This is a genomic window from Rothia mucilaginosa, assembly GCF_964210535.1.
GTDB lineage: Bacteria > Actinomycetota > Actinomycetes > Actinomycetales > Micrococcaceae > Rothia > Rothia mucilaginosa_F.
The window spans coordinates 140,228-160,765 of the sequence record NZ_CAXOMR010000001.1; the positions used below are offsets into that span (position 1 = coordinate 140,228).

18 protein-coding genes are annotated in these 20,538 nt (G+C 60.9%); 4 read left to right on the top strand and 14 right to left on the bottom strand.

Annotation, left to right across the window (positions count from 1 at the left end):
• Nucleotides 1-36: 36 nt before the first annotated feature.
• Nucleotides 37-1,497, bottom strand: a complete 1,461-nt coding sequence (locus AB8C10_RS00615) for a DNA repair protein RadA (protein ID WP_368866497.1) — start codon at nt 1,495-1,497, stop codon at nt 37-39.
• Between the two features lie 208 nt (nt 1,498-1,705).
• On the opposite strand from AB8C10_RS00615, the gene disA reads away from it, so the two are divergent.
• Nucleotides 1,706-2,782: a DNA integrity scanning diadenylate cyclase DisA gene (gene disA / locus AB8C10_RS00620; RefSeq protein WP_303980984.1), complete on the top strand. Its 1,077-nt coding sequence runs from the start codon at nt 1,706-1,708 to the stop codon at nt 2,780-2,782.
• Nucleotides 2,783-2,936: 154 nt separating this feature from the next.
• Nucleotides 2,937-3,176 carry a hypothetical protein gene (locus tag AB8C10_RS00625; RefSeq protein ID WP_005507607.1) on the top strand — a complete coding sequence of 80 codons (240 nt, stop codon included), beginning with the start codon at nt 2,937-2,939 and terminating at the stop codon, nt 3,174-3,176.
• A gap of 99 nt (nt 3,177-3,275) precedes the next feature.
• On the opposite strand, the gene AB8C10_RS00630 is transcribed toward AB8C10_RS00625, so the two are convergent.
• Entirely contained in the window at nt 3,276-4,061 is a 786-nt protein-coding gene (locus tag AB8C10_RS00630; protein ID WP_368866498.1) for a hypothetical protein, read from the bottom strand.
• Nucleotides 4,062-4,154: 93 nt separating this feature from the next.
• Between AB8C10_RS00630 and AB8C10_RS00635 the strand changes: the two genes are divergently transcribed.
• Nucleotides 4,155-5,222: an A/G-specific adenine glycosylase gene (locus tag AB8C10_RS00635; protein WP_368866499.1), complete on the top strand. Its 1,068-nt coding sequence runs from the start codon at nt 4,155-4,157 to the stop codon at nt 5,220-5,222.
• Nucleotides 5,223-5,344: 122 nt separating this feature from the next.
• Here AB8C10_RS00635 and AB8C10_RS00640 read toward each other — a convergent pair whose 3' ends face one another.
• The 11 genes from AB8C10_RS00640 to folP all read right to left on the bottom strand — a co-directional run bounded on the left by AB8C10_RS00640 (nt 5,345) and on the right by folP (nt 18,822).
• Nucleotides 5,345-7,933: an ATP-dependent Clp protease ATP-binding subunit gene (locus AB8C10_RS00640; protein ID WP_368866500.1), complete on the bottom strand. Its 2,589-nt coding sequence runs from the start codon at nt 7,931-7,933 to the stop codon at nt 5,345-5,347.
• Between the two features lie 948 nt (nt 7,934-8,881).
• On the bottom strand, nt 8,882-9,235 hold the full coding sequence (locus tag AB8C10_RS00645) for a histone-like nucleoid-structuring protein Lsr2 (protein ID WP_005504366.1): 354 nt from the start codon (nt 9,233-9,235) through the stop codon (nt 8,882-8,884).
• A 683-nt stretch (nt 9,236-9,918) separates the two neighbouring features.
• A complete protein-coding gene (gene lysS / locus AB8C10_RS00650; protein ID WP_439958513.1) occupies nt 9,919-11,502 on the bottom strand; it encodes a lysine--tRNA ligase in 1,584 nt (527 codons plus the stop codon).
• A gap of 52 nt (nt 11,503-11,554) precedes the next feature.
• Nucleotides 11,555-12,502, bottom strand: a complete 948-nt coding sequence (gene panC, locus AB8C10_RS00655) for a pantoate--beta-alanine ligase (RefSeq protein ID WP_005504364.1) — start codon at nt 12,500-12,502, stop codon at nt 11,555-11,557.
• Nucleotides 12,499-13,461: a Rossmann-like and DUF2520 domain-containing protein gene (locus tag AB8C10_RS00660; protein WP_368866501.1), complete on the bottom strand. Its 963-nt coding sequence runs from the start codon at nt 13,459-13,461 to the stop codon at nt 12,499-12,501. Before AB8C10_RS00660 ends, panC begins: the two co-directional genes overlap by 4 nt.
• Before the next feature lie 116 nt (nt 13,462-13,577).
• Complete coding sequence (locus AB8C10_RS00665; protein ID WP_368866502.1) at nt 13,578-15,428, bottom strand: PH domain-containing protein; 1,851 nt, start codon at nt 15,426-15,428, stop codon at nt 13,578-13,580.
• The gene (locus AB8C10_RS00670; RefSeq protein ID WP_368866503.1) at nt 15,428-16,240 is read right to left on the bottom strand and encodes a PH domain-containing protein; all 813 of its coding nucleotides are present in this window, start codon (nt 16,238-16,240) and stop codon (nt 15,428-15,430) included. The genes AB8C10_RS00665 and AB8C10_RS00670 overlap by 1 nt, the downstream gene beginning before the upstream one ends.
• Complete coding sequence (locus AB8C10_RS00675; RefSeq protein WP_368866504.1) at nt 16,227-16,745, bottom strand: DUF3180 domain-containing protein; 519 nt, start codon at nt 16,743-16,745, stop codon at nt 16,227-16,229. Before AB8C10_RS00675 ends, AB8C10_RS00670 begins: the two co-directional genes overlap by 14 nt.
• 51 nt (nt 16,746-16,796) lie before the next feature.
• The gene (folK, locus tag AB8C10_RS00680; RefSeq protein ID WP_368866505.1) at nt 16,797-17,411 is read right to left on the bottom strand and encodes a 2-amino-4-hydroxy-6-hydroxymethyldihydropteridine diphosphokinase; all 615 of its coding nucleotides are present in this window, start codon (nt 17,409-17,411) and stop codon (nt 16,797-16,799) included.
• Nucleotides 17,411-17,812 carry a dihydroneopterin aldolase gene (gene folB / locus AB8C10_RS00685; RefSeq protein ID WP_368866506.1) on the bottom strand — a complete coding sequence of 134 codons (402 nt, stop codon included), beginning with the start codon at nt 17,810-17,812 and terminating at the stop codon, nt 17,411-17,413. Before folB ends, folK begins: the two co-directional genes overlap by 1 nt.
• Before the next feature lie 50 nt (nt 17,813-17,862).
• Nucleotides 17,863-18,822 carry a dihydropteroate synthase gene (folP, locus tag AB8C10_RS00690; RefSeq protein WP_368866507.1) on the bottom strand — a complete coding sequence of 320 codons (960 nt, stop codon included), beginning with the start codon at nt 18,820-18,822 and terminating at the stop codon, nt 17,863-17,865.
• A gap of 217 nt (nt 18,823-19,039) precedes the next feature.
• Here folP and AB8C10_RS00695 point away from each other — a divergent pair, with 217 nt between their 5' ends.
• Complete coding sequence (locus AB8C10_RS00695) at nt 19,040-19,246, top strand: hypothetical protein (RefSeq protein ID WP_294627161.1); 207 nt, start codon at nt 19,040-19,042, stop codon at nt 19,244-19,246.
• Between the two features lie 161 nt (nt 19,247-19,407).
• Here AB8C10_RS00695 and AB8C10_RS00700 read toward each other — a convergent pair whose 3' ends face one another.
• Nucleotides 19,408-20,373 carry an Abi family protein gene (locus tag AB8C10_RS00700; protein WP_368866508.1) on the bottom strand — a complete coding sequence of 322 codons (966 nt, stop codon included), beginning with the start codon at nt 20,371-20,373 and terminating at the stop codon, nt 19,408-19,410.
• Between the last annotated feature and the right edge of the window lie 165 nt (nt 20,374-20,538).

Here is a 20,538-nt window from a genome sequence, read left to right on the forward strand (position 1 = left end):
GCCAGCCGGGAGCCCCCTCTGCTGTCTTTAGGTGTTTTACTTCTGCGGGAAGAGCAACGCGAGCGCCTCACCCAGGGTGGTTACCTCACGCACGGTCACGCCCTCGGGTACGTCCCCCACTCCGGTCGGGGAGGCGGGCACCAGCACGTGCGTGAAGCCCAGGCGGCCCACCTCCGCAATGCGCTGACGGATGCCCGGAACGGCGCGCACCTCACCCGCCAGACCGACCTCGCCAAAGACCGCGAGCTTACGCGGTAGCGGCTTATTCTGCGCCGCCGAGGCAAGCGCCATGACGCACGCCAGGTCGGCGGCGGGCTCGGCAATTTTCGCGCCGCCCACCGTAGAGACGTAGCAGTCGAGCTTGCCCACGTTCAGCCCGGCGCGGCGCTGCAGCACCGCCAACAGCATCTGGATACGCGCCGAATCCAGACCCGAGACGGTGCGGCGAGGGGCGGGCGCCACCGCCTGGTCCAGCAGCGCCTGCACCTCCGCGAGCAGGGGGCGGCGACCCTCCATCGTGACGGTCACGCAGGTGCCAGCCACCGGGTGCGGGGTGCTCGAAACAAACATGCCGGAGGGGTCCAGCACGGGTGCGATGCCGTCCTCGTGCATGTCAAAGCAGCCCACCTCGTCGGTGGGGCCGAAGCGGTTCTTAATCGCGCGCAGCATGCGGATATTCGAGTGCTTATCGCCCTCAAACTGGCAGACCACATCCACCAGGTGCTCGAGCAGGCGCGGGCCCGCGATGGTGCCTTCCTTGGTCACGTGGCCCACGAGCAGGGTGCACATGTTGCGTTCCTTCGCAGCGGCTATGACGGAGGCGGCGACCTCCCGCACCTGGGTCACACCACCCGCGCTGCCCTCAACTTCCGCGGAGGCGAGGGTCTGCACCGAGTCGATGACCAGCAGGGAGGGGTTGACCTGCTCGATATGCGCCAGGGCGGTGCCGAGGTCGGTTTCGCTGGTCAGGTAGAGGGTGTCCGCGATAGCGCGGATGCGGTCGGCGCGGAGCTTGACCTGCGCGGCGGATTCCTCGCCGGTAATGTACAGCACCGGGCGCGGCGGCTGGGGTGCGGTGTTTTGCGGTTGGGTATTCCGTGCCGGGTTCTGCGCGCCCTTCTGCCCCGCAATCCCGGCGGTGCCGCGCGCGAAGGTGGCGGCGACATCCAGCAGCAGGGTGGACTTACCCACGCCGGGTTCGCCCGCCATAAGGATGACCGCGCCGGGCACGAGCCCGCCGCCGAGCACGCGGTCAAACTCAGGGTTTCCGGTGCTCATGTAGGCGGCTACGCGCGAGTCGACTTCTGCGATGGGCTGGGCGGGCTTCTGCACGCTGGATGCGGCGCGGGTGCGCGCACGGGTGCCCCCGGCAGCTTCTTCGACGGTGCCCCAGGTCTGACACTCGCCGCAGCGGCCTACCCATTTGGCGGTGGTCCAGCCGCATTCGGTGCAGCGGTAGGCGGGTGCGGTTTTGGTGTTTTTTGTGCGCGCGGTCATGGGTCTATTTTAGGGTCTGGAGCGATATGGTGCGCGGTGTTTGGTCACGGCGAAATGGGGTACCGCAGAACGTATTTTTACCCTTAAATGCAGATAATTTCACCTCGTGCACTCCTGTATAAATATCGAGAATATCCGTTCGTTTTTGAGGCACTTTAGCCCGCCGTTCCGCCCCTGACCTGGCTCAATAACCACCCTTACGGGTACAATGGTTTTCGTGCAGATGAATTATAGTGACCTATTGCTTAAAACTATCGCCCGAATCGCCCCCGGCACCGAGCTCCGCGAGGGCCTGGAACGCATCATGCGTGGCCGTACGGGCGCACTCATCGTACTCGGATCCGACCGCACCGTATCCTCCCTGTCCTCGGGCGGTTTCAACATCGACACTGAGTTCTCGGCAACCCGCCTGCGCGAGCTGGCGAAGATGGATGGCGCTATCATCTGCGACCGCGACGCCACCCGCCTGCTGCACGCCGGCGTGCAGCTCATGCCGGACGCCTCCATTGAAACGAACGAGTCCGGCACCCGCCACCGCACCGCCGAGCGCACCGCAATTCAGACCGGTTTCCCGGTGATCTCGGTGAGCGCGTCGATGTCCGTGATTTCGGTATACGTTGACGGTACCCGCTACATGGTTGAGGACAGCCAGTACCTGATGGCTCGCGCAAACCAGGCGATTCAGACCCTTGAAAGCTATAAGAAGCGTCTGCGTTCGGTGCTTTCCAACCTCTCCTCTCAGGAGATTGAGTCGAACGTTTCCCTGAGCGACGTGGCGATGACCCTGCAACGCATGGAGATGGTGAACCGCATTATCCGCGAGGTCAGCCACTACGTGCTCGAGCTCGGCGTGCACGGCCGCCTGATTGCCCTGCAGCTGGAGGAGCTGCGCGCCCCCGAGATGACCGCCAGCGACCTGATTCTGCGCGACTACCTGCCCGAGGTGAACGACGAGCTGATTACCGCCGGCGTTGAGGCACTTCAGAACCTGGACGATATGGACATCGTGGATCTGCGCACGATTGCCCGCACCGTCGGCTTTGGTGAGAACCCCGACCTGGAGCTGCCCCTGCAGCCGCGCGGTTTCCGCCTGCTTGCCGGTATTCCGAGCATTCCGAACGCTATTTCTGAGCGTCTGGTGGAGCGCTTCGGCAGCCTGCAGGCACTCATGGCGGCGTCCCTTGAGGATTTGCGCGCCGTGGACGGTGTGGGTGAGGCTCGTGCCCGCACGGTGCGCGAGCAGCTCTCCCGCATGGCGGAGAGCAGCCTGGAGAAGTACCTCTAACAAAAGCTCATACGAGAAGCCTCCGCGCCGGAGACTATCTGGCACGGCGGCCTTTTCCTGCCTCACAAGAACCTTTTGCATTATGATGTAGTGACAGCGGAGTTCCCTCCGCACCCTGGTGCCTCAAGCATCATGACACCCCTTGGAGGTCACAATGTCGTACTCACGAGCTAAGTATCCGTCGGCTAAGCGCCCTGTCCCGTTCTTCGTGTGGGCGTCCCCCATTCTTTTCCTGATCTACCTGCCGCTACTGTGGTTCAAGGTCATCCCCAATTCTTTTGAGGTGACCGACCTGTCCACCCTGCTGCTGGCGGCACTGCAATGGACCGCATTCGGTAGCCTGCTCGGGTACCTGGGCGAGCGCCGCTTCGCCAAGCCCCGCGCCTCCAAGTAATAGCCAGACAAAAGCTCATACGAGAAGCCCCCGCGCCGGAAGAACATCCAGCACGGGGGCTTCTCACGCCCGCACGGGGGCGAAAACTATAGAAGTGAACTACTGAATCACGAAGTTCACCGGAGCCGAGCTCACACCATTGACGGTCACCGCAGCCCAGTAGGAACCCTTCTGAGCAGTCGACGCGGAGGAGCAGCCCAGAACGTTGATCTTACGATCCCACGCCAGGTCGGTTGCGCCCTCGGCACCTGCGGCTACCTCAGACTTCTGAACAGCAGTCGCCGCGCACAGGCTGCGGGTGTACACCTGAGCCGCACCGGAGGTAATCTTCAGGTCAACGCCGGTGTTCGCGCCCTCACCGCCCACAGCGCAGGGGGTCTTCGAGGAGTTCGTGTAGGTCACGTGGAAGGACACCTGCTCACCGGCCGCGAAGACACGCTTCGCGGGGGTGACGGTCACCTTCAGGTCGTTCGCGGTACACGCCGCAACAGCAGCCGCAGTGGTCACGCTCGGAGTCTGTGCGGGGGTAGTCGGGGTCGCCGCGGGAGTAGTTGCCGCGGCGGTGGTCACGCTTGCAGAGGGAGTAGCAGAAGCGGTCACCGAGGGGGTTGCCGAAGCACTAGCCGACGCGGTTGCAGAGGCAGTCGCGCTAGCGGACGGGGTAGCCGAAGCAGTTTCGGAGGGGCGGGCACTGAAGCTCTGGAAGGGCGCACCGGATGCCGTCGCAGTGGAGGCTACAGTGGCGTCCTTCTTGCCGTTAATCATGCCGACCATGGAGGTCACGCCGGCAACCAGCAGCAAAATAATAGCGAGCAGAGCAATAACCGCCACGATACGACGACGGCGGTACACTTCGGGAGGCAGAACGGGACCATTTTCAGACATACTCTTAAGGATACCGGGTTTAACCCTTAGATTCACAGTGAACTCTGTTCATGCGATTTTGGGAATATATACCCTGTGGCGTAGGCTTTTCGGATGACCTCAGAGCCCAAACGCACCGCACGCACGCGCCCCGAACCGACCCTGCCCGAAGGCACGAATACCGAGGCGCTCCACCTCCGAATCAACGGGTGGTTCCTCGACCAGGCACGCGATTTGCCATGGCGTCGTGACGAGTGCACCCCCTGGGGCGTGATGGTCAGCGAGTTCATGCTGCAGCAGACCCCCGTCAAGCGCGTTCTACCCGTGTGGGAGGAGTGGATGCGCCGCTGGCCCACCCCCGCCGACCTTGCCGCCGAGCCCGCCTCAGAGGCGGTACGCGCCTGGGGCAGGCTGGGCTACCCGCGCCGCGCGCAGCGTCTGCACGGTGCCGCAGTGGCGATTGTGGAGCAGCACGGCGGTGAGGTTCCCGCCGACTATGATGCGCTGCTGGCTCTGCCGGGCGTGGGTTCCTACACGGCGGCGGCGATTAGCGTGTTCGCGTTCGGTCTGCGCGCCACGGTCATTGATACGAATATCCGCCGCGTGCACGCCCGTGCGGTATCCGGTAAGGCGCTACCCTCGCGTTCGTTGACGGCGGCTGAGACTCGCCTGGCGGAGGCGCTCATGCCCGCCGATACCCCCACCTCCTGCCTGTGGAATGCGGCGACCATGGAGCTCGGTGCGCTGGTCTGCACGGCAAAGTCCCCGACCTGCGAACTGTGCCCGGTGGAGGATCTGTGCGCCTGGGTTGCGGCGGGCAAGCCGGAGGCGGACTACACCCCCAAGGGCCAGAGTTGGCACGGCACGGACCGCCAGGTGCGCGGTGCGGTCATGGCGGTGCTGCGTGCGGCACATGAGCCGGTGAATCGCGAGCTCATCCTGGGTGCGGGAGTAGGTGCGGGTGTAGCCTCGGCTGGCGATACGACCTCTTCACCCGTTGCAGCCTCTTCGCCAGACTTTACGTTCCCGGCTGATGCACCCGCCGCGGTGCATCGTCCACTGAAGGCGCTGTACGCCCTCTCCCCCGCCGCTGAACAGCTGCAGCGCTGCTACGCGGGGCTGCTGGCGGACTCTCTCGCCCGCGAAGTCACGCAGGGCGATGCAGTGCTCGTCTCGCTCTAGTACCCGCCGCAGAGGAGCTCCTGGAGCCTCCCAAAAGCATAGAAACGCCTGTGGGGCGGTACCGAAATGATCCGGTACCGCCCCACAGGCGTTTCGTGCGCTAAAACCTAGCTATCTAGGGCTTAGTCCCCACCCTGGCCCTCTCGAGCCTCGGAAGCAGGTGCCTCAGCTGCGGGAGCCTCAGCGGGAGCCTCTGCGGCATCCTCGTTCAGCTCCTGCACCGAGTCCAGAGCCAGCTCCTTCATCGGCTGAGACGAGAAGACGAACTTCGCGGAGTCGCCCTCACCCTCAACGTCCACGGTGATCTTCTCACCGGGCTTGATGTCGCCGAAGAGGATCTTCTCAGACAGGGCGTCCTCAATGTTGCGCTGCATCTCGCGGCGCAGCGGACGAGCACCCATGGACGGGTCGTAACCCTTAGCCGCCATGAGGACCTTCGCAGCGTTGGTCAGCTCAATGGACATATCCTGCTCCGCCAGGCGCTTAGCCAGGCGGCCCACAAACAGGTCCACAATCTGCAGAATCTCAGACTCGGAGAGCTGCGGGAAGACGATAATGTCGTCCACACGGTTCAGGAACTCGGGGCGGAAGTGCTCCTTGAGGTTCTCCATCACGCGTGCCTGCATGCGCTCGTAGTCGGCTGCGGTGTCGTCCATCGCCTGGAAACCAACCGGGATGCGGCGGTTCACGTCACGCGAACCCAGGTTGGTGGTCATGATGATGACGGTGTTCTTGAAGTCCACCACGCGACCCTGCGAGTCGGTCAGGCGACCGTCTTCCAGGATCTGCAGCAACGAGTTGAACAGGTCGGCGTGAGCCTTCTCAACCTCGTCGAACAGGACCACGGAGAAGGGCTTGCGGCGGACCTTCTCGGTCAGCTGGCCGCCCTCATCGTAGCCAACGTAGCCGGGAGGCGCACCGAACAGACGCGAGACGGTGTGCTTCTCCTGGTACTCGGACATATCCAGGGTGATGAGCGAATCCTCATCGCCGAACAGGAACTCGGCAAGTGCCTTGGCAAGCTCGGTCTTACCCACACCGGTCGGGCCGGCGAAGATGAACGAACCACCGGGGCGGCGCGGGTCCTTCAGACCTGCGCGGGTACGGCGAATAGCGCGGGACAGCGCCGCAATAGCGTGATCCTGACCGATGACGCGCTTGTGGAGCTCCTGCTCCATGGTCAGCAGGCGGCTGGACTCTTCCTCGGTGATCTTGTAGACGGGAACACCGGTGGAAGCGGCCAGAACCTCAGAAATAACCTCGGGGGTCACGGTGCCGAATGCGTCGCCGCCTTCGCGCCATGCCTTCTCGGCTTCTTCCTTCTCAGCCAGGACCTTCTGCTCCTGATCACGCAGGCCAGCGGCCTTCTCGTAATCCTGGGAGTTGATGGCGTCTTCCTTCTGCTGGCGTAGCTTGGCTGCCTTCTCGTCGAGTAGCTTGATTTCCGGGGGTGCGGTCATGCGCTTGATGCGCAGGCGTGCGCCCGCCTCGTCAATCAGGTCGACAGCCTTATCCGGCAGGAAGCGGTCAGAGATGTAGCGTGCCGCGAGGTTCACGGCGGTCTCAATTGCCTCGTCGGTAATGGTGACGCGGTGGTGTGCCTCGTACTTATCGCGCACGCCCTTGAGGATCTGCACGGCGAGCTCCTGGGAGGGCTCGTCCACCTGAATCGGCTGGAAGCGGCGCTCCAGGGCGGCATCCTTCTCGATGTGCTTGCGGTACTCATCCAGGGTGGTGGCACCGATGGTCTGCAGTTCGCCTCGAGCCAGCATGGGCTTGAGGATGGAGGCAGCGTCAATCGCGCCCTCTGCGGCACCCGCACCGACAAGGGTGTGAATCTCGTCAATGAACAGGATGATGTCGCCACGGGAGCGAATCTCCTTCAGGACCTTCTTCAGGCGCTCTTCGAAGTCACCGCGGTAGCGCGAACCTGCGACCAGGGAGCCCAGGTCCAGGGTGTACAGGTGCTTGTCCTTGAGGGTCTCGGGGACGTCACCGTGCACGATAGCCTGTGCCAGGCCCTCCACGACGGCGGTCTTACCGACGCCGGGCTCACCAATCAGCACGGGGTTGTTCTTGGTACGGCGGGAGAGGACCTGCATGACGCGTTCCATCTCCTTGTGGCGACCGATGACCGGGTCCAGCTCGCCCTCACGCGCTGCTGCGGTGAGGTTGCGGCCGAACTGATCCAGGATGGTCGAACCCGCGGGAGTGCCTTCGCGGGAGTTACCTGCACCCACGCCGGCGGTTTCCTTCTCACCGGAGTTGTTGCCGGGGTAGCCGGAAATCAGGTCCATGACAGCCTGGCGCACAGCGGCAGGCTCAGCGCCCAGCTTGACCAGCACCTGGTTTGCCACGCCCTCGTTCGCGCGAACCATGCCCAGCAGGATGTGTTCGGTGCCGATGTAGCCGTGGTTCAGCTGAATAGCCTCGCGCATGGACAGTTCGAGAACCTTCTTCGCGCGGGGGGTGAAGGGGATGTGTCCGTTGGGCGCCTGGGGGCCGGGGCCGACGATGTCCTGAACCTGTTCACGTACTGCGTTCAGGGTAACGCCCAATGATTCCAGGGCGCGAGCACCGATGCCTTCGCCCTCGTGAATCAGACCGAGCAGCAGGTGTTCGGTACCGATGTAGTTGTGGTTGAGCATGCGTGCCTCTTCCTGGGCAAGCACCACAACGCGCCGAGCTCGATCGGTAAAGCGTTCAAACATTTACGCACTCCTTGCATTTTCCTATTGATACAAGAGTACGTTGAGCGCGGCTGAAAGGGCGGGCTGATGGGCGTCTGTTCGCCATCAAGAGAACAGATGAGCTGTTCGGGGCGTTGTGAGCGTGTTTTCGGGCGTCTAGGAGGGGGTTCCGCGGGATTTTGGGGAGGTTCCAAGGAGTAGCTCCCACAGGTGAGGGAGAGGCCGGAAAGCAGGTGCGGAGGCTCTGCAAGTGGGCTCTGAGAGGCGGTAGCGCCGAAACGAAGGCACCCGGGAGAGTAGAACGCACAAGAAGCCACACAGACCCACACGGGAACCCCCAGTTTTCTGCACGCGCGTGAATATATTGCAGAAATTTTTAAAAATTTATATGTTTGCGTGAGAAATTTCAATAATTCGCAAAAATATATACAGCTCGATTATTGACAGAATATTTCCACATAATTCCCAGGCAATCCGCAGCAGAATTTCCGCTGATAATCATCGTGGTATCGGGGGAAGTATCAGGGGAAATCTCCACGACAGCACACGGTGGCATGCTTATTATTTTCGGCTCTATTCAGAGTAGACCCCACACCCCACGCAGAGGGAATATCCCAGCGAATAACAGCACCATCAAAGAGATTAATGCGCCAACACCTTTAGTGTTCCTGCCGATGCATGAAATCTAAATGAACGCAGAATCCGAATGCGAACTATACCCCTATGACCAACCAATACCCTTCTCGGTATTGCACCGATTGCCCCATCAACCAGCTCAATATATTTTACATGTAAATAGTTAATTGGAATTGGGCATAAAACATCCCCCATTCAGATATGCAGAACATACAACACGCATAAGAAGGCAAAACAAAAGGCGGACGGTGATAACACCGTCCGCCCTAAGCACCCGGAGGTTTAGAACCTTAAAGAACCAACCCCTCCGGCTACACGCAATGCGTAGGACCCTTAGTCCTGAGCCTTCATTGCTTCGTAGTATGCATCCTGAATATCCTGGTGGATGCGACCGCGGTCAGAGACCTTGTGGCCGTTAGCCTTAGCCCACTCGCGGATTGCTGCGGTCTCGGGGTTACGCTTAACCGGAGCAGCGGTGCCGCGGGGTGCACGGGTGCGCTGGGTAGCGGTACCCTGCACGCGGCGGGACTTTGCCACGAAGGGGCGGATAGCGTCACGCAGGCGAGCTGCGTTAGCGGAGGACAGGTCGATCTCGTAGTGAGCGCCGTCCAGGCCGAAACGGATGGTTTCGTCTGCGGGGCCGCCGTCGAGATCGTCTTCAAGGATGATGCGAACCTTCTGTGCCATTGAGGCACCTCCTCATCTGTTGCATATATCCTGTGGATAAACCCAAAAGCCTCTATCGGAGATTGAGAAAATAGTGTGCCGGATATATTTATGTACTAATTTTCTTTCACATAATAACAGAAATATATTAAAGATTCCGAAAACTTCCTGAATAATGAAACAATGCGCTGATCGCCCTGAGCGATATATCCATTCCGTTCATCTCCGTTAAATCCTCACCCACCCCGCACACATTAATGCACAGTTTAGAGTGCAAATACTTTGGATTCCCTCAACACGCACATGGGGAGAATATCGAACAATGCACAACACGGCACCACCAACAATCCCCAGGAATTACATCACCCGCACGGACACCCACAATACGCCATTCACGCCGTACATTTCCGAACCATTCAAAAGCGAAATTCTGCCCCTATCCCAGCACCTCATTCTTTTCTATACGACACATTCGTGTATAAGAACAGAAACCCCCGCCAGAACGAATAGAGCAGCATAAATCAGCACCAGAATAGAACAAAAAAGCACCGAAAAAAGCCCCTGACCTGTGCAAATACCAATCCAAGCCCACGACACACGCTATACACCGTGCAAAAGAGTGCACGCAAAAACGGCGGGTGCCGCAGATACAACCGTATCCGCGGCACCCGCCGCATTATCGCCTCTCAAGGTGAAGCTAAAGCTTAGGCTTCCGGCTTCATCAAGGGGAAGAGAATAGTCTCACGAATACCGGGCTGACGCACCACAGTACCCGGACGCTCCGGATCCTGATCGCCCGCCAGCAGCATAATCAGACGGTCAATACCCAGACCCAGGCCACCCATCGGGGGTGCACCGTGCTCCAGGGCGCGCAGGAAGTCCTCATCCAGCTCCATCGCCTCATCATCACCGGCAGCAGCCAGCAGCGACTGAGCGGTCAGGCGCTCACGCTGAATGACCGGGTCAATCAGCTCGGAGAACGCGGTACCGCGCTCCATACCGCCAATAATCAGGTCCCACGCCTCAATCAGCGGCTCACCGGAACGGTGCGGACGAGCCAGCGGCTGAGCGCTCGGCGGGTAATCGTACACGAAGGTCGGGTTCACCAGGGTCGGCTCAACGATCTCACCGAAGAGCTCGGTCACCAGCTTCTCAGCGTCCCACTTCGGGTCGATATCAACCTCGTGCTTCTCAGCAATCTCACGCAGAACGGATGCGTCAGTCTCGGGGGTGATCTCAACGCCCACAGCCTCGGACAGGCCCGGGTACACGCCAACCCACTTCCACTCACCGAACAGGTCGATGGTGCCGTTCTCAGTCTCAACGCGCTCGGTACCGACAGCCTTCGCGCAGCTCTGGATAATCTCCTTCATGCGCTCAGCCATCACGAACTGGTCAGCGTAGGTCTCGTAGCACTCCAGGGTGGTGAACTCGGGGCTGTGGGTCGAGTCCACACCTTCGTTACGGAACACGCGGCCAATCTCGTACACACGCTCAATGCCACCAACCACTGCACGCTTGAGCGGCAGCTCGGTCGCAATACGCATGGTCATCGGCTGGTCGAAAGCGTTCAGGTGGGTGCGGAACGGGCGAGCAGTTGCGCCACCGTGCACCAGCTGCAGAACGGGGGTCTCAACCTCAATGTAGCCGTGATCTTCCAGCACGCGGCGGACGGTGCGGGTAATCAGGGCGCGCTTCTTCACCAGCTCGCGAGCCTCCTCGCGAACCATCAGGTCCAGGTAACGCTGGCGAACGCGGGTTTCCTCGTTCAGGTCCTTGTGCAGAACCGGCATGGGGCGCAGCGCCTTCGACGCCATCTTCCAGTCGGTCACCATAATGGACAGCTCGCCACGGCGAGAAACAATCACGCGGCCGGTCACGAACACGTGGTCGCCCAGGTCAACCAGGGACTTCCACTCAGCCAGGGACTCCTCGCCAACCTCAGCCAGCGACAGCATCGCCTGGATGCGCTTACCCTCGGTACCACCCTGCAGGGTCGCGAAGCACAGCTTACCGGTGTTACGGACGAACACCACGCGGCCACCAACATGCACCACACGGTCAGTCTCGTCGCCAGCCTTCAGCTCCTCAGCAGCCAGCTTCGGATCGTACTCGGCGCGCAGATCCTCAATGTGGTTGGGCTCCACGCGGTTACCCTCAGAATCCAGCAGACCCACCGGGTATGCCTCGCGACCCGACTCGATCAGCTTCGCACGCTTCTCCAGGCGAATCTGCATCTGCTCGGACATATCAGCAATCGCCGGTGCGGCAGTGTGCTCAGTGCTCACAGTGATACCTATCTGTGTAGTGTGTTGGGGACTCTTCTAAACGCGCAAACGCTTAGCGCAGGTCCATGTTGTCAATCAGGCGGGTCGGGCCAACGAACGCGGCAACCAGTGCCAGCACTCGCTCCGACTCCTCAGTCGGCTCACCGAAAGTCATCGGGTCGACCAGTTCCAGGTAGTCAAGGCGCACACCCGGAGTGGAGTTGATACGCTCACGCGCACCCTCCAAATCAATCTCATGGAAGCCACGGTTCAGCGAATTCTCACGCAGCATCGCCAGGGTGCGGGACAGCACCAGGGCAGACTCGCGCTCCTCATCCGACAGGTAGCTATTACGCGAAGACAGCGCCAGACCGTTATCGTCGCGAACAATCGCCACAGGGCGCATGGTCACGTCGTGGTTGAAATCGTGCACCATACGCTGGATTAGGATGTACTGCTGAGCGTCCTTCTGACCGAAGTACGCGTTCACCGGGTGGTTACCGGCAGCGGGGCGAATAATGTTGAAGAACTTATTGACCACGGTCAGCACGCCATCAAAGTGGCCGGGACGGGTCGCACCCTCAAACTTGGTGCCCAGCTCGCCGCTCGAAATGCGGATGAGCGGGTCACCGTCGGGGTACATCTCTTCAACCTCGGGGGCAAAAATAATGTCAACACCGGCGGCACCAGCCAGGGCAGCGTCTGCCTCCAGGGTGCGCGGGTATGCTTCGTAATCCTCGCCGGGGCCAAACTGCAGCGGGTTCACGAAAATGGAGGCGACCACTACATCATTCTGTTCAGCGGCGCGACGCAACAGGGTTGCGTGGCCGTCGTGCAGGGCGCCCATGGTGGGCACGTAGCCCAGGGATGCGTTCTGGTACTGAACTGCGGTGCCGTTCTGCTCCGCCTCCTGGCGGGCTGCCCGGTCCAGTTCCTCCTGCGCTGCGGCAAGGGATTCGGTGATTGCCGTGCGGAACTCCGCAATGGTGGTCACGACTCGGGGCTTCGAAGTCTCAGTCATGACGAGAACTCCTTGTTTTCGGGGGTTGAATCATCAATATCGCCGGGGTGGTTGCATTCCGAAGAATCGCCCAGCAGATCCTCAATTCGTCCCAGTTGTTCATCGTTTAACAAACCTCTATTATGCGCTCTTTTTGCGGTTGCGTGTGCCAGAGCGGCATAAGAGTCTGTAATATCACCTGTTTTCTCATGCTCTGAGTACTCATTCAGAGCCTGAAGGTGAGCCTTCACGGTACCTGCGTCTCCGCGTGCCACGGGCCCGGTCAGGGCACCCTCGCCGCTGGCGAGCGCGTTGTCCACGGCGGCTCGAACGAGCGGCCCCATGTAGCGTGCCGGGTCCTCAATACCGATGGAGGCGAGCATCTGCTGGGACTGACCCAGGATGGTCACGAGGTGGTTCGCGGCGTGCGCCAGGGCTGCGTGGTAGAGCGCTCGGTCAGCCTCGGCAACGTGCACGGGTTCGCCGCCCATCTCCACCACGAGTGCCTGAGCAATCGGGATGAAAGGCGCCGGACCGGTCACGGCGAAGCAGGTGCCGTTTAGGCGTTGCAGGTCCACGGACATGCCGGTGAAGGTCATGGCGGGGTGAATCGCCAAACCGATAGCACCCAGCGCGGTCGCCGGTGCGAGCACCTCGGTGCCGTGGCGGCCGGAGGTGTGCACCAGAATCTGACCGGCGGTAATACTTCCCGAGGATGCCAGGTAGGTGACAAGACCCGGCAGCTCATCATCGGGAACCGCAAGAATCAGCAATTCGCTACGTTCGGCAATCTGCTCCACAGGTAGCAGAGGCACATCGGGAAGCAGCATCGCGGCACGCTCCTGAGAAGCCTCAGACACCGCATGAACACCCACAATCGTGTGTTCGCAGGCGCGCAAAGCCGCGCCGAGGACGGCGCCGACCCTCCCGGCGGAAATAATTCCAATGCCCAAACGCGCAGGTTTTGAATGCTGTATCACGGCTTTAAGTATATTCTCCCTTTCACGCAGGCCCTGCCGCCGGTGTCACGAAGACGACCGACGGCAGGATGCGCTCTGCAGTTTTGCTAGTTGTCTCGCTGAGCTAGCGGGCTGGCTTAGGGGCGCCCGCTCAGTACCGGCTCAGGTACGCGGTAGTAGGGTTCGATACCCTCCAGGCGAACCGTCATCAACCACACCAGGTCCTCGCAGACGCGCGGCGGCAGGTGCATCATGAGGGTGCGCACCGGGCCGGGTACCGTACCGAAATGCACGCTCGCGCATCCGAAGGCACGCTGTAGCGGGCCCTGACCCCAGCTCACGCTCAGCACACGGCTGACCGGAACAATCGCCAGAGTGCGGTTGAAACAGCCGCCACGAATCAGCAGCAGGTCGCCCTGCGTATGCTCACCAACGCTCGCCCGTGCCGCATCCGAATCAATGCGGGTGGTCGCCTGAACCGAACCGGCAGTGTAACCGACCGTGGTCACGCCGTTACGCTTCCAGGTGAGCAGGTCCATCCAGCGCGCCGAAGAGGGCGTCACAATCATTGCCGGAACCTGCGGCTGCTGACGCTTCAACGAACCATCGGCGGTATCCAGCAGCACCTGCGCCTGCACCTCATCCAGGGCGGGCAACAGCAGACGCAACACCATCAGCGCCTCCTGCCTGTTACCAACCGGCAGGGCAATATTGCGGGTCACCAGCTTCTGGTTATCGTTCTGCTCAACACCAATACCGGCAATGGTCATCTTGATGCGGTACCAGCCGAACACACGCCACAGAATGGACTGCTCCACCACCAGCGCCTGAATACGCTCAACCATCACGTTCTGGGTGTGCGTACCGGTGAAACCGTAGCGCAGGGTCACACCGCCCTGACCGCTCGGGGTGATTTTGAAGTTCGCGGCACCGTCAAAACGCGCCCACAACGTACCCAGGTAACCGAGCAGCGGTACGAAGGTGCCGGGTAGCAACGCCATGAAAATGAAGAACGGGCTCTCACCGCTCACCACCGCAGCGATGACGGCTGCACCCAGCATGAGGCTCACGACGGGTACCAGCCACACCAGATGCTCCAGCATGATGGAGGCAATCAGACGCATATTCGAGATGCGGAAAATCGGCGGCTGCGAGGGGTCAGCCGGGGTCGGCATCGGCATGCGAGCGCCGCGGCGGGATGCGCCGGGCTGCTGAGTACCGGGCTGCTGGATGCCCTGCTCGGGTGCGGGCTGCGAGTAGCCGCCCTGCTGAGGTGCCATCTGCTGATTAGCGGGCTGGGTGCCGTCCTGCACGGGTGCGCCATAAGAGGCTTCGTAGGACGCCTCGAACGGCTGATGCAGCTGATCCGCATCCGGCATGCGCTCCGCCGAAATCTGCATACTGCCGGGCAGCACGTCGACCGGGCGGCCAGCCGCCTCCGAACGCAGCAGGTTGATACTCGCCATCGCGGTACGGCGCAGAACCTCCGCCTTGCGGGCTGAAACGTACTTGATGTGTAGCGCCTCCGAAGAGCCGTCAGCCACCTCAAAACGAAGCTCCGACAGGCCCAGCAGACGCGCCACCAGAGGACGCGAAATGTCCACGCTCTGCACGCTCTCCAGGCGGATCGTGCGGTTCTTCTTGAACAGAAAACCGCTACGGCGGTGAATCGCCAAATCGTCCAGGCTGTAGCGGGTAAACCACCAATCAATCGAGCCGCCAACCAGAATCAGCATGAGCACACCGAAGCCGATGAGCTGCGAGTACGTTGCGCTGAAATAGCTGCTGTTCTCGTCGAATGCCTGTGTCAGGCGCGCGCCCCACTCGTTCGGCGGGGTCGTCAGAATATTCAGGATGATGCTCTGGAAGAAGCCGAACGCCAGCAGAATAACGAACCAGAGGTTCATGATGAACGTGCGAATATCGGCACGCCACCACTTCTGCTCATGAGAGTTCGGGGCGTTATTATTCGGAACCGGGGTACTCATTAGAGTGCCGCCATTCGCTCATCGGCGCGGCGCACCAGATCCGCACGCAGCTCCTCCGCCACGTTCAGCGGAATACCAAACAGCACCATCGTGCCGGTGGTCGTACCCGCGGTGCGCACCGTCAGGCGGGCAACACCGCACATGCGCTCCAGCGGACCCGAATCCACATCAACATACTGGATGCGACCGTACGGCATGGAGCTCATCGAACGGAACACGATACCGCGACGAGCCATCAGGTGATTCGACTCCAGCGCGTAGCCGAGCGCGCGAGTACGGCGCGGCGTGGTCAGAATCCACCACAGACCCCACAGACCAAACACCGCGACCACCACCAGACCGACGATGCGTAGCGCCTCCGGGCCGCCGAAGAACGCACCCGCACAATACAGGGCAACACCCACAAGAATCGGGAGCGCCAGGGCAGAAAGAGTGTGAACAAAACGAACCGTCAGGTAGCGGGAGGCGGCGGGCACCCACTGCGGCTCCGGTACGGGCTGCGAGGTAACCGGCTGAGAAGGCACCGGCTGGGAGCTTACCGGCTGAGCAGGCTGAGAAGGCGCCGGCTGTGAGGGCACCTGCTGAGGCGCGTTCGGGTACGCGGCAGCGGGCGGAACCTGCTGACCGTACTGGGTTTGCTGACCGTACTGGGCTTGCTGTCCATGCTGGGCACCAGGCTGACCGTAAGCCGCCTGCTGGTACTGCCCGTACTGGTTCTGCTGAGCAGGCTGGCTCTGACCATACTGACCCTGTTGGGCGTCCTGCCCGTACTGGCCATTCGGCGAATAACTATTCTGGTTAGGAGCCGACATAGGTTCCTCCCTCTCGCGGCTTTACAGCACCGGAAGAGGAGGCCGCATCCTCATCATCCTCCGGCGGAATACGACAACAATGCTGAGCCCACAGGCCAGCAATCAGCAGGGCAACACTGCCCACACAATTAACAAGAACCTCCCAAAAGACCACCGAAAAACCGCGCACAGACACCATCGCCAGATGGTAACCAAGAATCGCAGCGCACCAGCCCGTCAAGAGGGCACCGGTCATGATGGAACCCTGCGCATACGCCACCGCACGCGCCGCAAGAATCGGGCCCATATGCGGCACCTTCTCACGCGTCTGAATACGACGATAACGAGCCACCTGCACACCCAGCCACACGGCACCCGCCGCAACCAGCAGGCACACCGTGCCGAGCATCCACGAAAAATTCAGCTCACCAAAACCGGCGCCAATCATCACGGAATTCACCATAAGAGCGACAGCGGCAGCGCACACCACCGCCACAATAATCGCCCGATAGCTCAGGGGCTTCATGGTGTTTCCTTTCGGTAGGTTCCTCTACCTTCCAGAGTGCCACATTTAAGGCTAATCAGGTACCTTCATCTCACGCATATAGCTGATAGCGTCTTCATCCGCCTCAACCAGCGTGCGGGACAGTTCCGCAACGCTCACGACCTCGCGGCTCAGCGGCGCGGGAACCTCATCGGCACGCTCCCCCGAAGGCTCCGCACGATGCGTGACCGTCAGGCGCGCCTGGGGGTCCATCTGCGCCCACGGCACCAGCACAAAAGCACGCTCCTGCGCCCGCGGATGCGGCAGAGTCAGCACCGGATCCTCAGAAATCACGCCGTCATAGTCAATCACGTCAATATCGAGGGTGCGCGGACCCCAACGCACCAGGCGCTCACGGTGATGCGCCGCCTCCACCGCGTTACACAGTGCCAGCAGCTCGTAAGCACCCAGGTCAGTGGTCACCTCAATGACCGCATTCACGAAATCCGGCTGACCCACCGGGCCACCCACCGGGGCGGTACGGTACAGCCCGGAGGCGCGCACCAGCTGCACGCCTCCCGCCACCAGGTCGGCGACGGCACGCTCCAGGGTGTCTTCGCTTTCGCCCAGATTCGAGCCCAACGCCAACACCGCGCGGTGCTCCTGCGTATCGGGCTTCTGAGCAACCGGTTTCTGGGTGCCCGCCACTAGCGGCCGCCCTCAGTAGCACGCTCACGGAACGCGCTCACCGCCACGTTACCGAACGGCAACTCAATCGGCGCCTGCGGCTTCGACACGGTAATCTCCACCGCCTCAACGTGCTCAAACATCGCGAGGATACCCTCGGCAATATTCACGGCAAGAGTCTCAATCAGGTCCAGCGAACCGTTCGTAATGTGGCGGTGAATCAGGTCCACCACCAGCGCGTAGTTCGTGGTCTTCGTCAGGTCATCCGTCGCGGCTGCGGCGGAGAAATCGCTGTACAGGGTCGCGTCCACGACGAAGGGCTGGCCGTCGCGCTTCTCAAAATCGAGCACGCCGTGGTAGCCCTTAGCGGCAATGCCGGTGAGGGTGATGCGGTCGTGGCGGGCGTAATCTGTCTGGGTCATTGGGGTCTCCTAGAGGGTATTCGGGTAGTCGGCGGTTGCGGGTGGTGGTTCTAGCTAACAGAACGCAGTGCAGAGGCGACCGTCACCGCATCCACGCTGGCGGGCACGTCGTGCACGCGCACCGCCCACACGCCGCGCGCCGCCACCAGGGCAGTCACCGCCGCAGAGGCTGCGGCACGGTGCTCCGCCGGGCGCGGCTCCGACAGCGACTGCCACAGTTCGCGTTCCGCCTCACCCGCATCGGTTGCGGTGAAGCCGCTCGCGTTCAGGCGCTCAGCCAGTGCCATATCCGCCGCCGTGAGGGCGTTGGCGATAAAACGCTTGCGGGAACCGGCAATGAGCAGGCGGTGGCCCAGGCCCTGCAGCTCGTCAATGGCGGCGAGCAGCTCCCAGTCCTGCATGCCGCCCTTCGCGAAGCCCAGACCCGGATCAAGAATCAGGTTCTGCGGCAGCACACCGGCTGCAAGGAAACGCTCACGCAGACCGGTCAGCTCCTCCACGACCTCGGTGACCACGCCGCGCGGGTACTCCGCCAGGCTGTCCATGGTCTGGGAGGTGCCGCGCGCGTGCATGAAGATGTACGGCACCTGCAGTTCAGCGGCGGTTTCAATCATTTCATCGCTCACGCTCAGACCGGACACGTCGTTGATGATGTGGGCACCGGCGGCGATGGCGGCGCGGGCGGTCTGCGGGTTCATGGTGTCAACGCTGATGGTCGTGCCCATCTGCGCGACCGCCTCGATAACGGGTAGGATGCGGCGCTGCTCCTCCTCCACGCTGATGCGCACGGCACCGGGGCGGGTGGACTCGCCGCCAATGTCGATAATGGAGGCGCCCTCGGCAATCATGCGGGCGGCGCGGGCGATAGCGTCGGTGGCGGCGTAGTGCTGTCCGCCGTCGCTGAAGGAGTCGGGGGTGACGTTGAGGATGCCCATCACGAGGGTGCGTTCGGCGGCGAGCGCGTCGCAGGGCAGGGATGCTACACGGGTGGTGTGTGTGGATTCGGTCATGGTTTTAATCGTACCGAATCTGCGGTGCGGTGGAGTTTGCCGCTGTGACGGGGTGGGGTTGGGACAGTGATGGGGGTGTTTCTGGGGACACGGCGCGCAATATTTGCATTGCAGATACTTATTTAAGGGTATGCTGGGAGGGCACGCATACCGTGCCGGGTGCGTTCCCGGTCGGCGGCGCGCACCTACACATACATACTCTAGGAAGTGACTCATTGTGAACATGAAGACCGGAGCTTGGATTCTCTCCCTGGTGGCTCTTGCCGCGCTGGTGACTATTGTGCTCGCTGAAGGTGCTCCCGCCGTGCGCTGGATTGCTTTCGGTACCGCAACCGGTTGCGGTTTCATTGCCGTGGGCTTGATCGTGACGCTTGCCCTGGGTTGGGATGATCCGAGCGAGGCGAAGGGTCGCCTGCAGCGTTAGCAGCGGGGCTTTTCTAGCTTCTGCGGTACGGCGTTATCGGCGCCGCCACGGCCGCGGAAGGCACCCGGCTCAAACACACTCTCGGAGCACTTTGGCGATGCTAAAAGGGGCGGAGGTTTTCACCTCCACCCCTTTTAGCGTGTCTATAGGCGGTGAATAATTTAGCTCCACAAACGGGTTTCTTCCCACCCTTGCGGTATACCCATTGCCCGGGAGATATCAACTCCAGGAACGGAAATATTAGGACGCTCCTTCAGGATCCGCGTTAGAGATTCCGTGTCTCCGATTCCACCCTGATCCATCAGATATTTGAGGAGGGTGAGCATGCCGAAGGTTTTACACATCTTATGGTTCTCTTCAGCCTGTGGCACACCAAATAGGTCAACAACCTCACGGATTTCAGGGCTCTCAACTCTTCCGCCTCTCAACACACGCGGCAAGCGAGGCTCTGGGTGCAGCTTATTGTAGAACCTACTTTGATGCGCACAAATATTGCGCATTACCCGTAGCGAGTTAATCCAGGTTTCCAGTTGGGGGTCAGTACACCCCAGAGCTTTCGCGATATCTCGCCGAATATTTGGCGGGGAGACCAAATACAGATTCTGCAGAGCCCCTAGATCTAGAACTTCCACCACCACCCACACAGGCAACTTCCCGCCGTATTGTTCACGGTGATGCTTCACGAATTCCTCTTCGGAAGTACGAATAAGTTGTTCGCTTTTTCTCGTGAATCTATTCCAAGCAGTGCGCCTTTTACTACCTTGAAGGTCACATCGGGCTTCATCCTCGTATATGAGAGGGTCCACTTCCCCCAGTAAATTCCCTAGGCGGGACCGCAAATACACCTCAAACTGCGAGAAGTACGAAAACGCAATAGACCGAAGATTACAGTCATATTCATACAGGGCCACAATATCTTCAAAGACCGTTCCGGGCACGAAAGTATCCAAGCGCTGCCCGCTTCCCGACGACCGCCGAAACGAATAGTAGTAACCACTCAGACGGTAGTAACTAACACGCTCGAGGACATGAACAGCACGTTCTTGCGAACCTACGAGCATACCTCGCTGCCGCAAGATTCCAACCTGCTGTTCATATGTTTTAAATGGTTTTACGATTGAAGGCATGCACTATCCATTACTTAATGTCGTTTCATCATTGGAACTCTTTAATAATATCAATATAAGGATATTAAGGGTGTACCTACACGACATGTAAGCCATCTGTATTGCTAAGGCAATCATTTAAAAACGATGACCGGTCCTGGACCCATGAGGGGAGGAACCGGTCGC

Bases quoted from the DNA above. Each gene is read 5' to 3' on its own strand.
- AB8C10_RS00615 (WP_368866497.1), bottom strand. From the start codon at position 1,497: ATGACCGCGCGCACAAAAAACACCAAAACCGCACCCGCCTACCGCTGC.
- disA (WP_303980984.1), top strand. From the start codon at position 1,706: ATGGTTTTCGTGCAGATGAATTATAGTGACCTATTGCTTAAAACTATC.
- AB8C10_RS00625 (WP_005507607.1), top strand. From the start codon at position 2,937: ATGTCGTACTCACGAGCTAAGTATCCGTCGGCTAAGCGCCCTGTCCCG.
- AB8C10_RS00630 (WP_368866498.1), bottom strand. From the start codon at position 4,061: ATGTCTGAAAATGGTCCCGTTCTGCCTCCCGAAGTGTACCGCCGTCGT.
- AB8C10_RS00635 (WP_368866499.1), top strand. From the start codon at position 4,155: ATGACCTCAGAGCCCAAACGCACCGCACGCACGCGCCCCGAACCGACC.
- AB8C10_RS00640 (WP_368866500.1), bottom strand. From the start codon at position 7,933: ATGTTTGAACGCTTTACCGATCGAGCTCGGCGCGTTGTGGTGCTTGCC.
- AB8C10_RS00645 (WP_005504366.1), bottom strand. From the start codon at position 9,235: ATGGCACAGAAGGTTCGCATCATCCTTGAAGACGATCTCGACGGCGGC.
- panC (WP_005504364.1), bottom strand. From the start codon at position 12,502: ATGACTGAGACTTCGAAGCCCCGAGTCGTGACCACCATTGCGGAGTTC.
- AB8C10_RS00665 (WP_368866502.1), bottom strand. From the start codon at position 15,428: ATGAGTACCCCGGTTCCGAATAATAACGCCCCGAACTCTCATGAGCAG.
- AB8C10_RS00670 (WP_368866503.1), bottom strand. From the start codon at position 16,240: ATGTCGGCTCCTAACCAGAATAGTTATTCGCCGAATGGCCAGTACGGG.
- AB8C10_RS00675 (WP_368866504.1), bottom strand. From the start codon at position 16,745: ATGAAGCCCCTGAGCTATCGGGCGATTATTGTGGCGGTGGTGTGCGCT.
- folB (WP_368866506.1), bottom strand. From the start codon at position 17,812: ATGACCCAGACAGATTACGCCCGCCACGACCGCATCACCCTCACCGGC.
- folP (WP_368866507.1), bottom strand. From the start codon at position 18,822: ATGACCGAATCCACACACACCACCCGTGTAGCATCCCTGCCCTGCGAC.
- AB8C10_RS00700 (WP_368866508.1), bottom strand. From the start codon at position 20,373: ATGCCTTCAATCGTAAAACCATTTAAAACATATGAACAGCAGGTTGGA.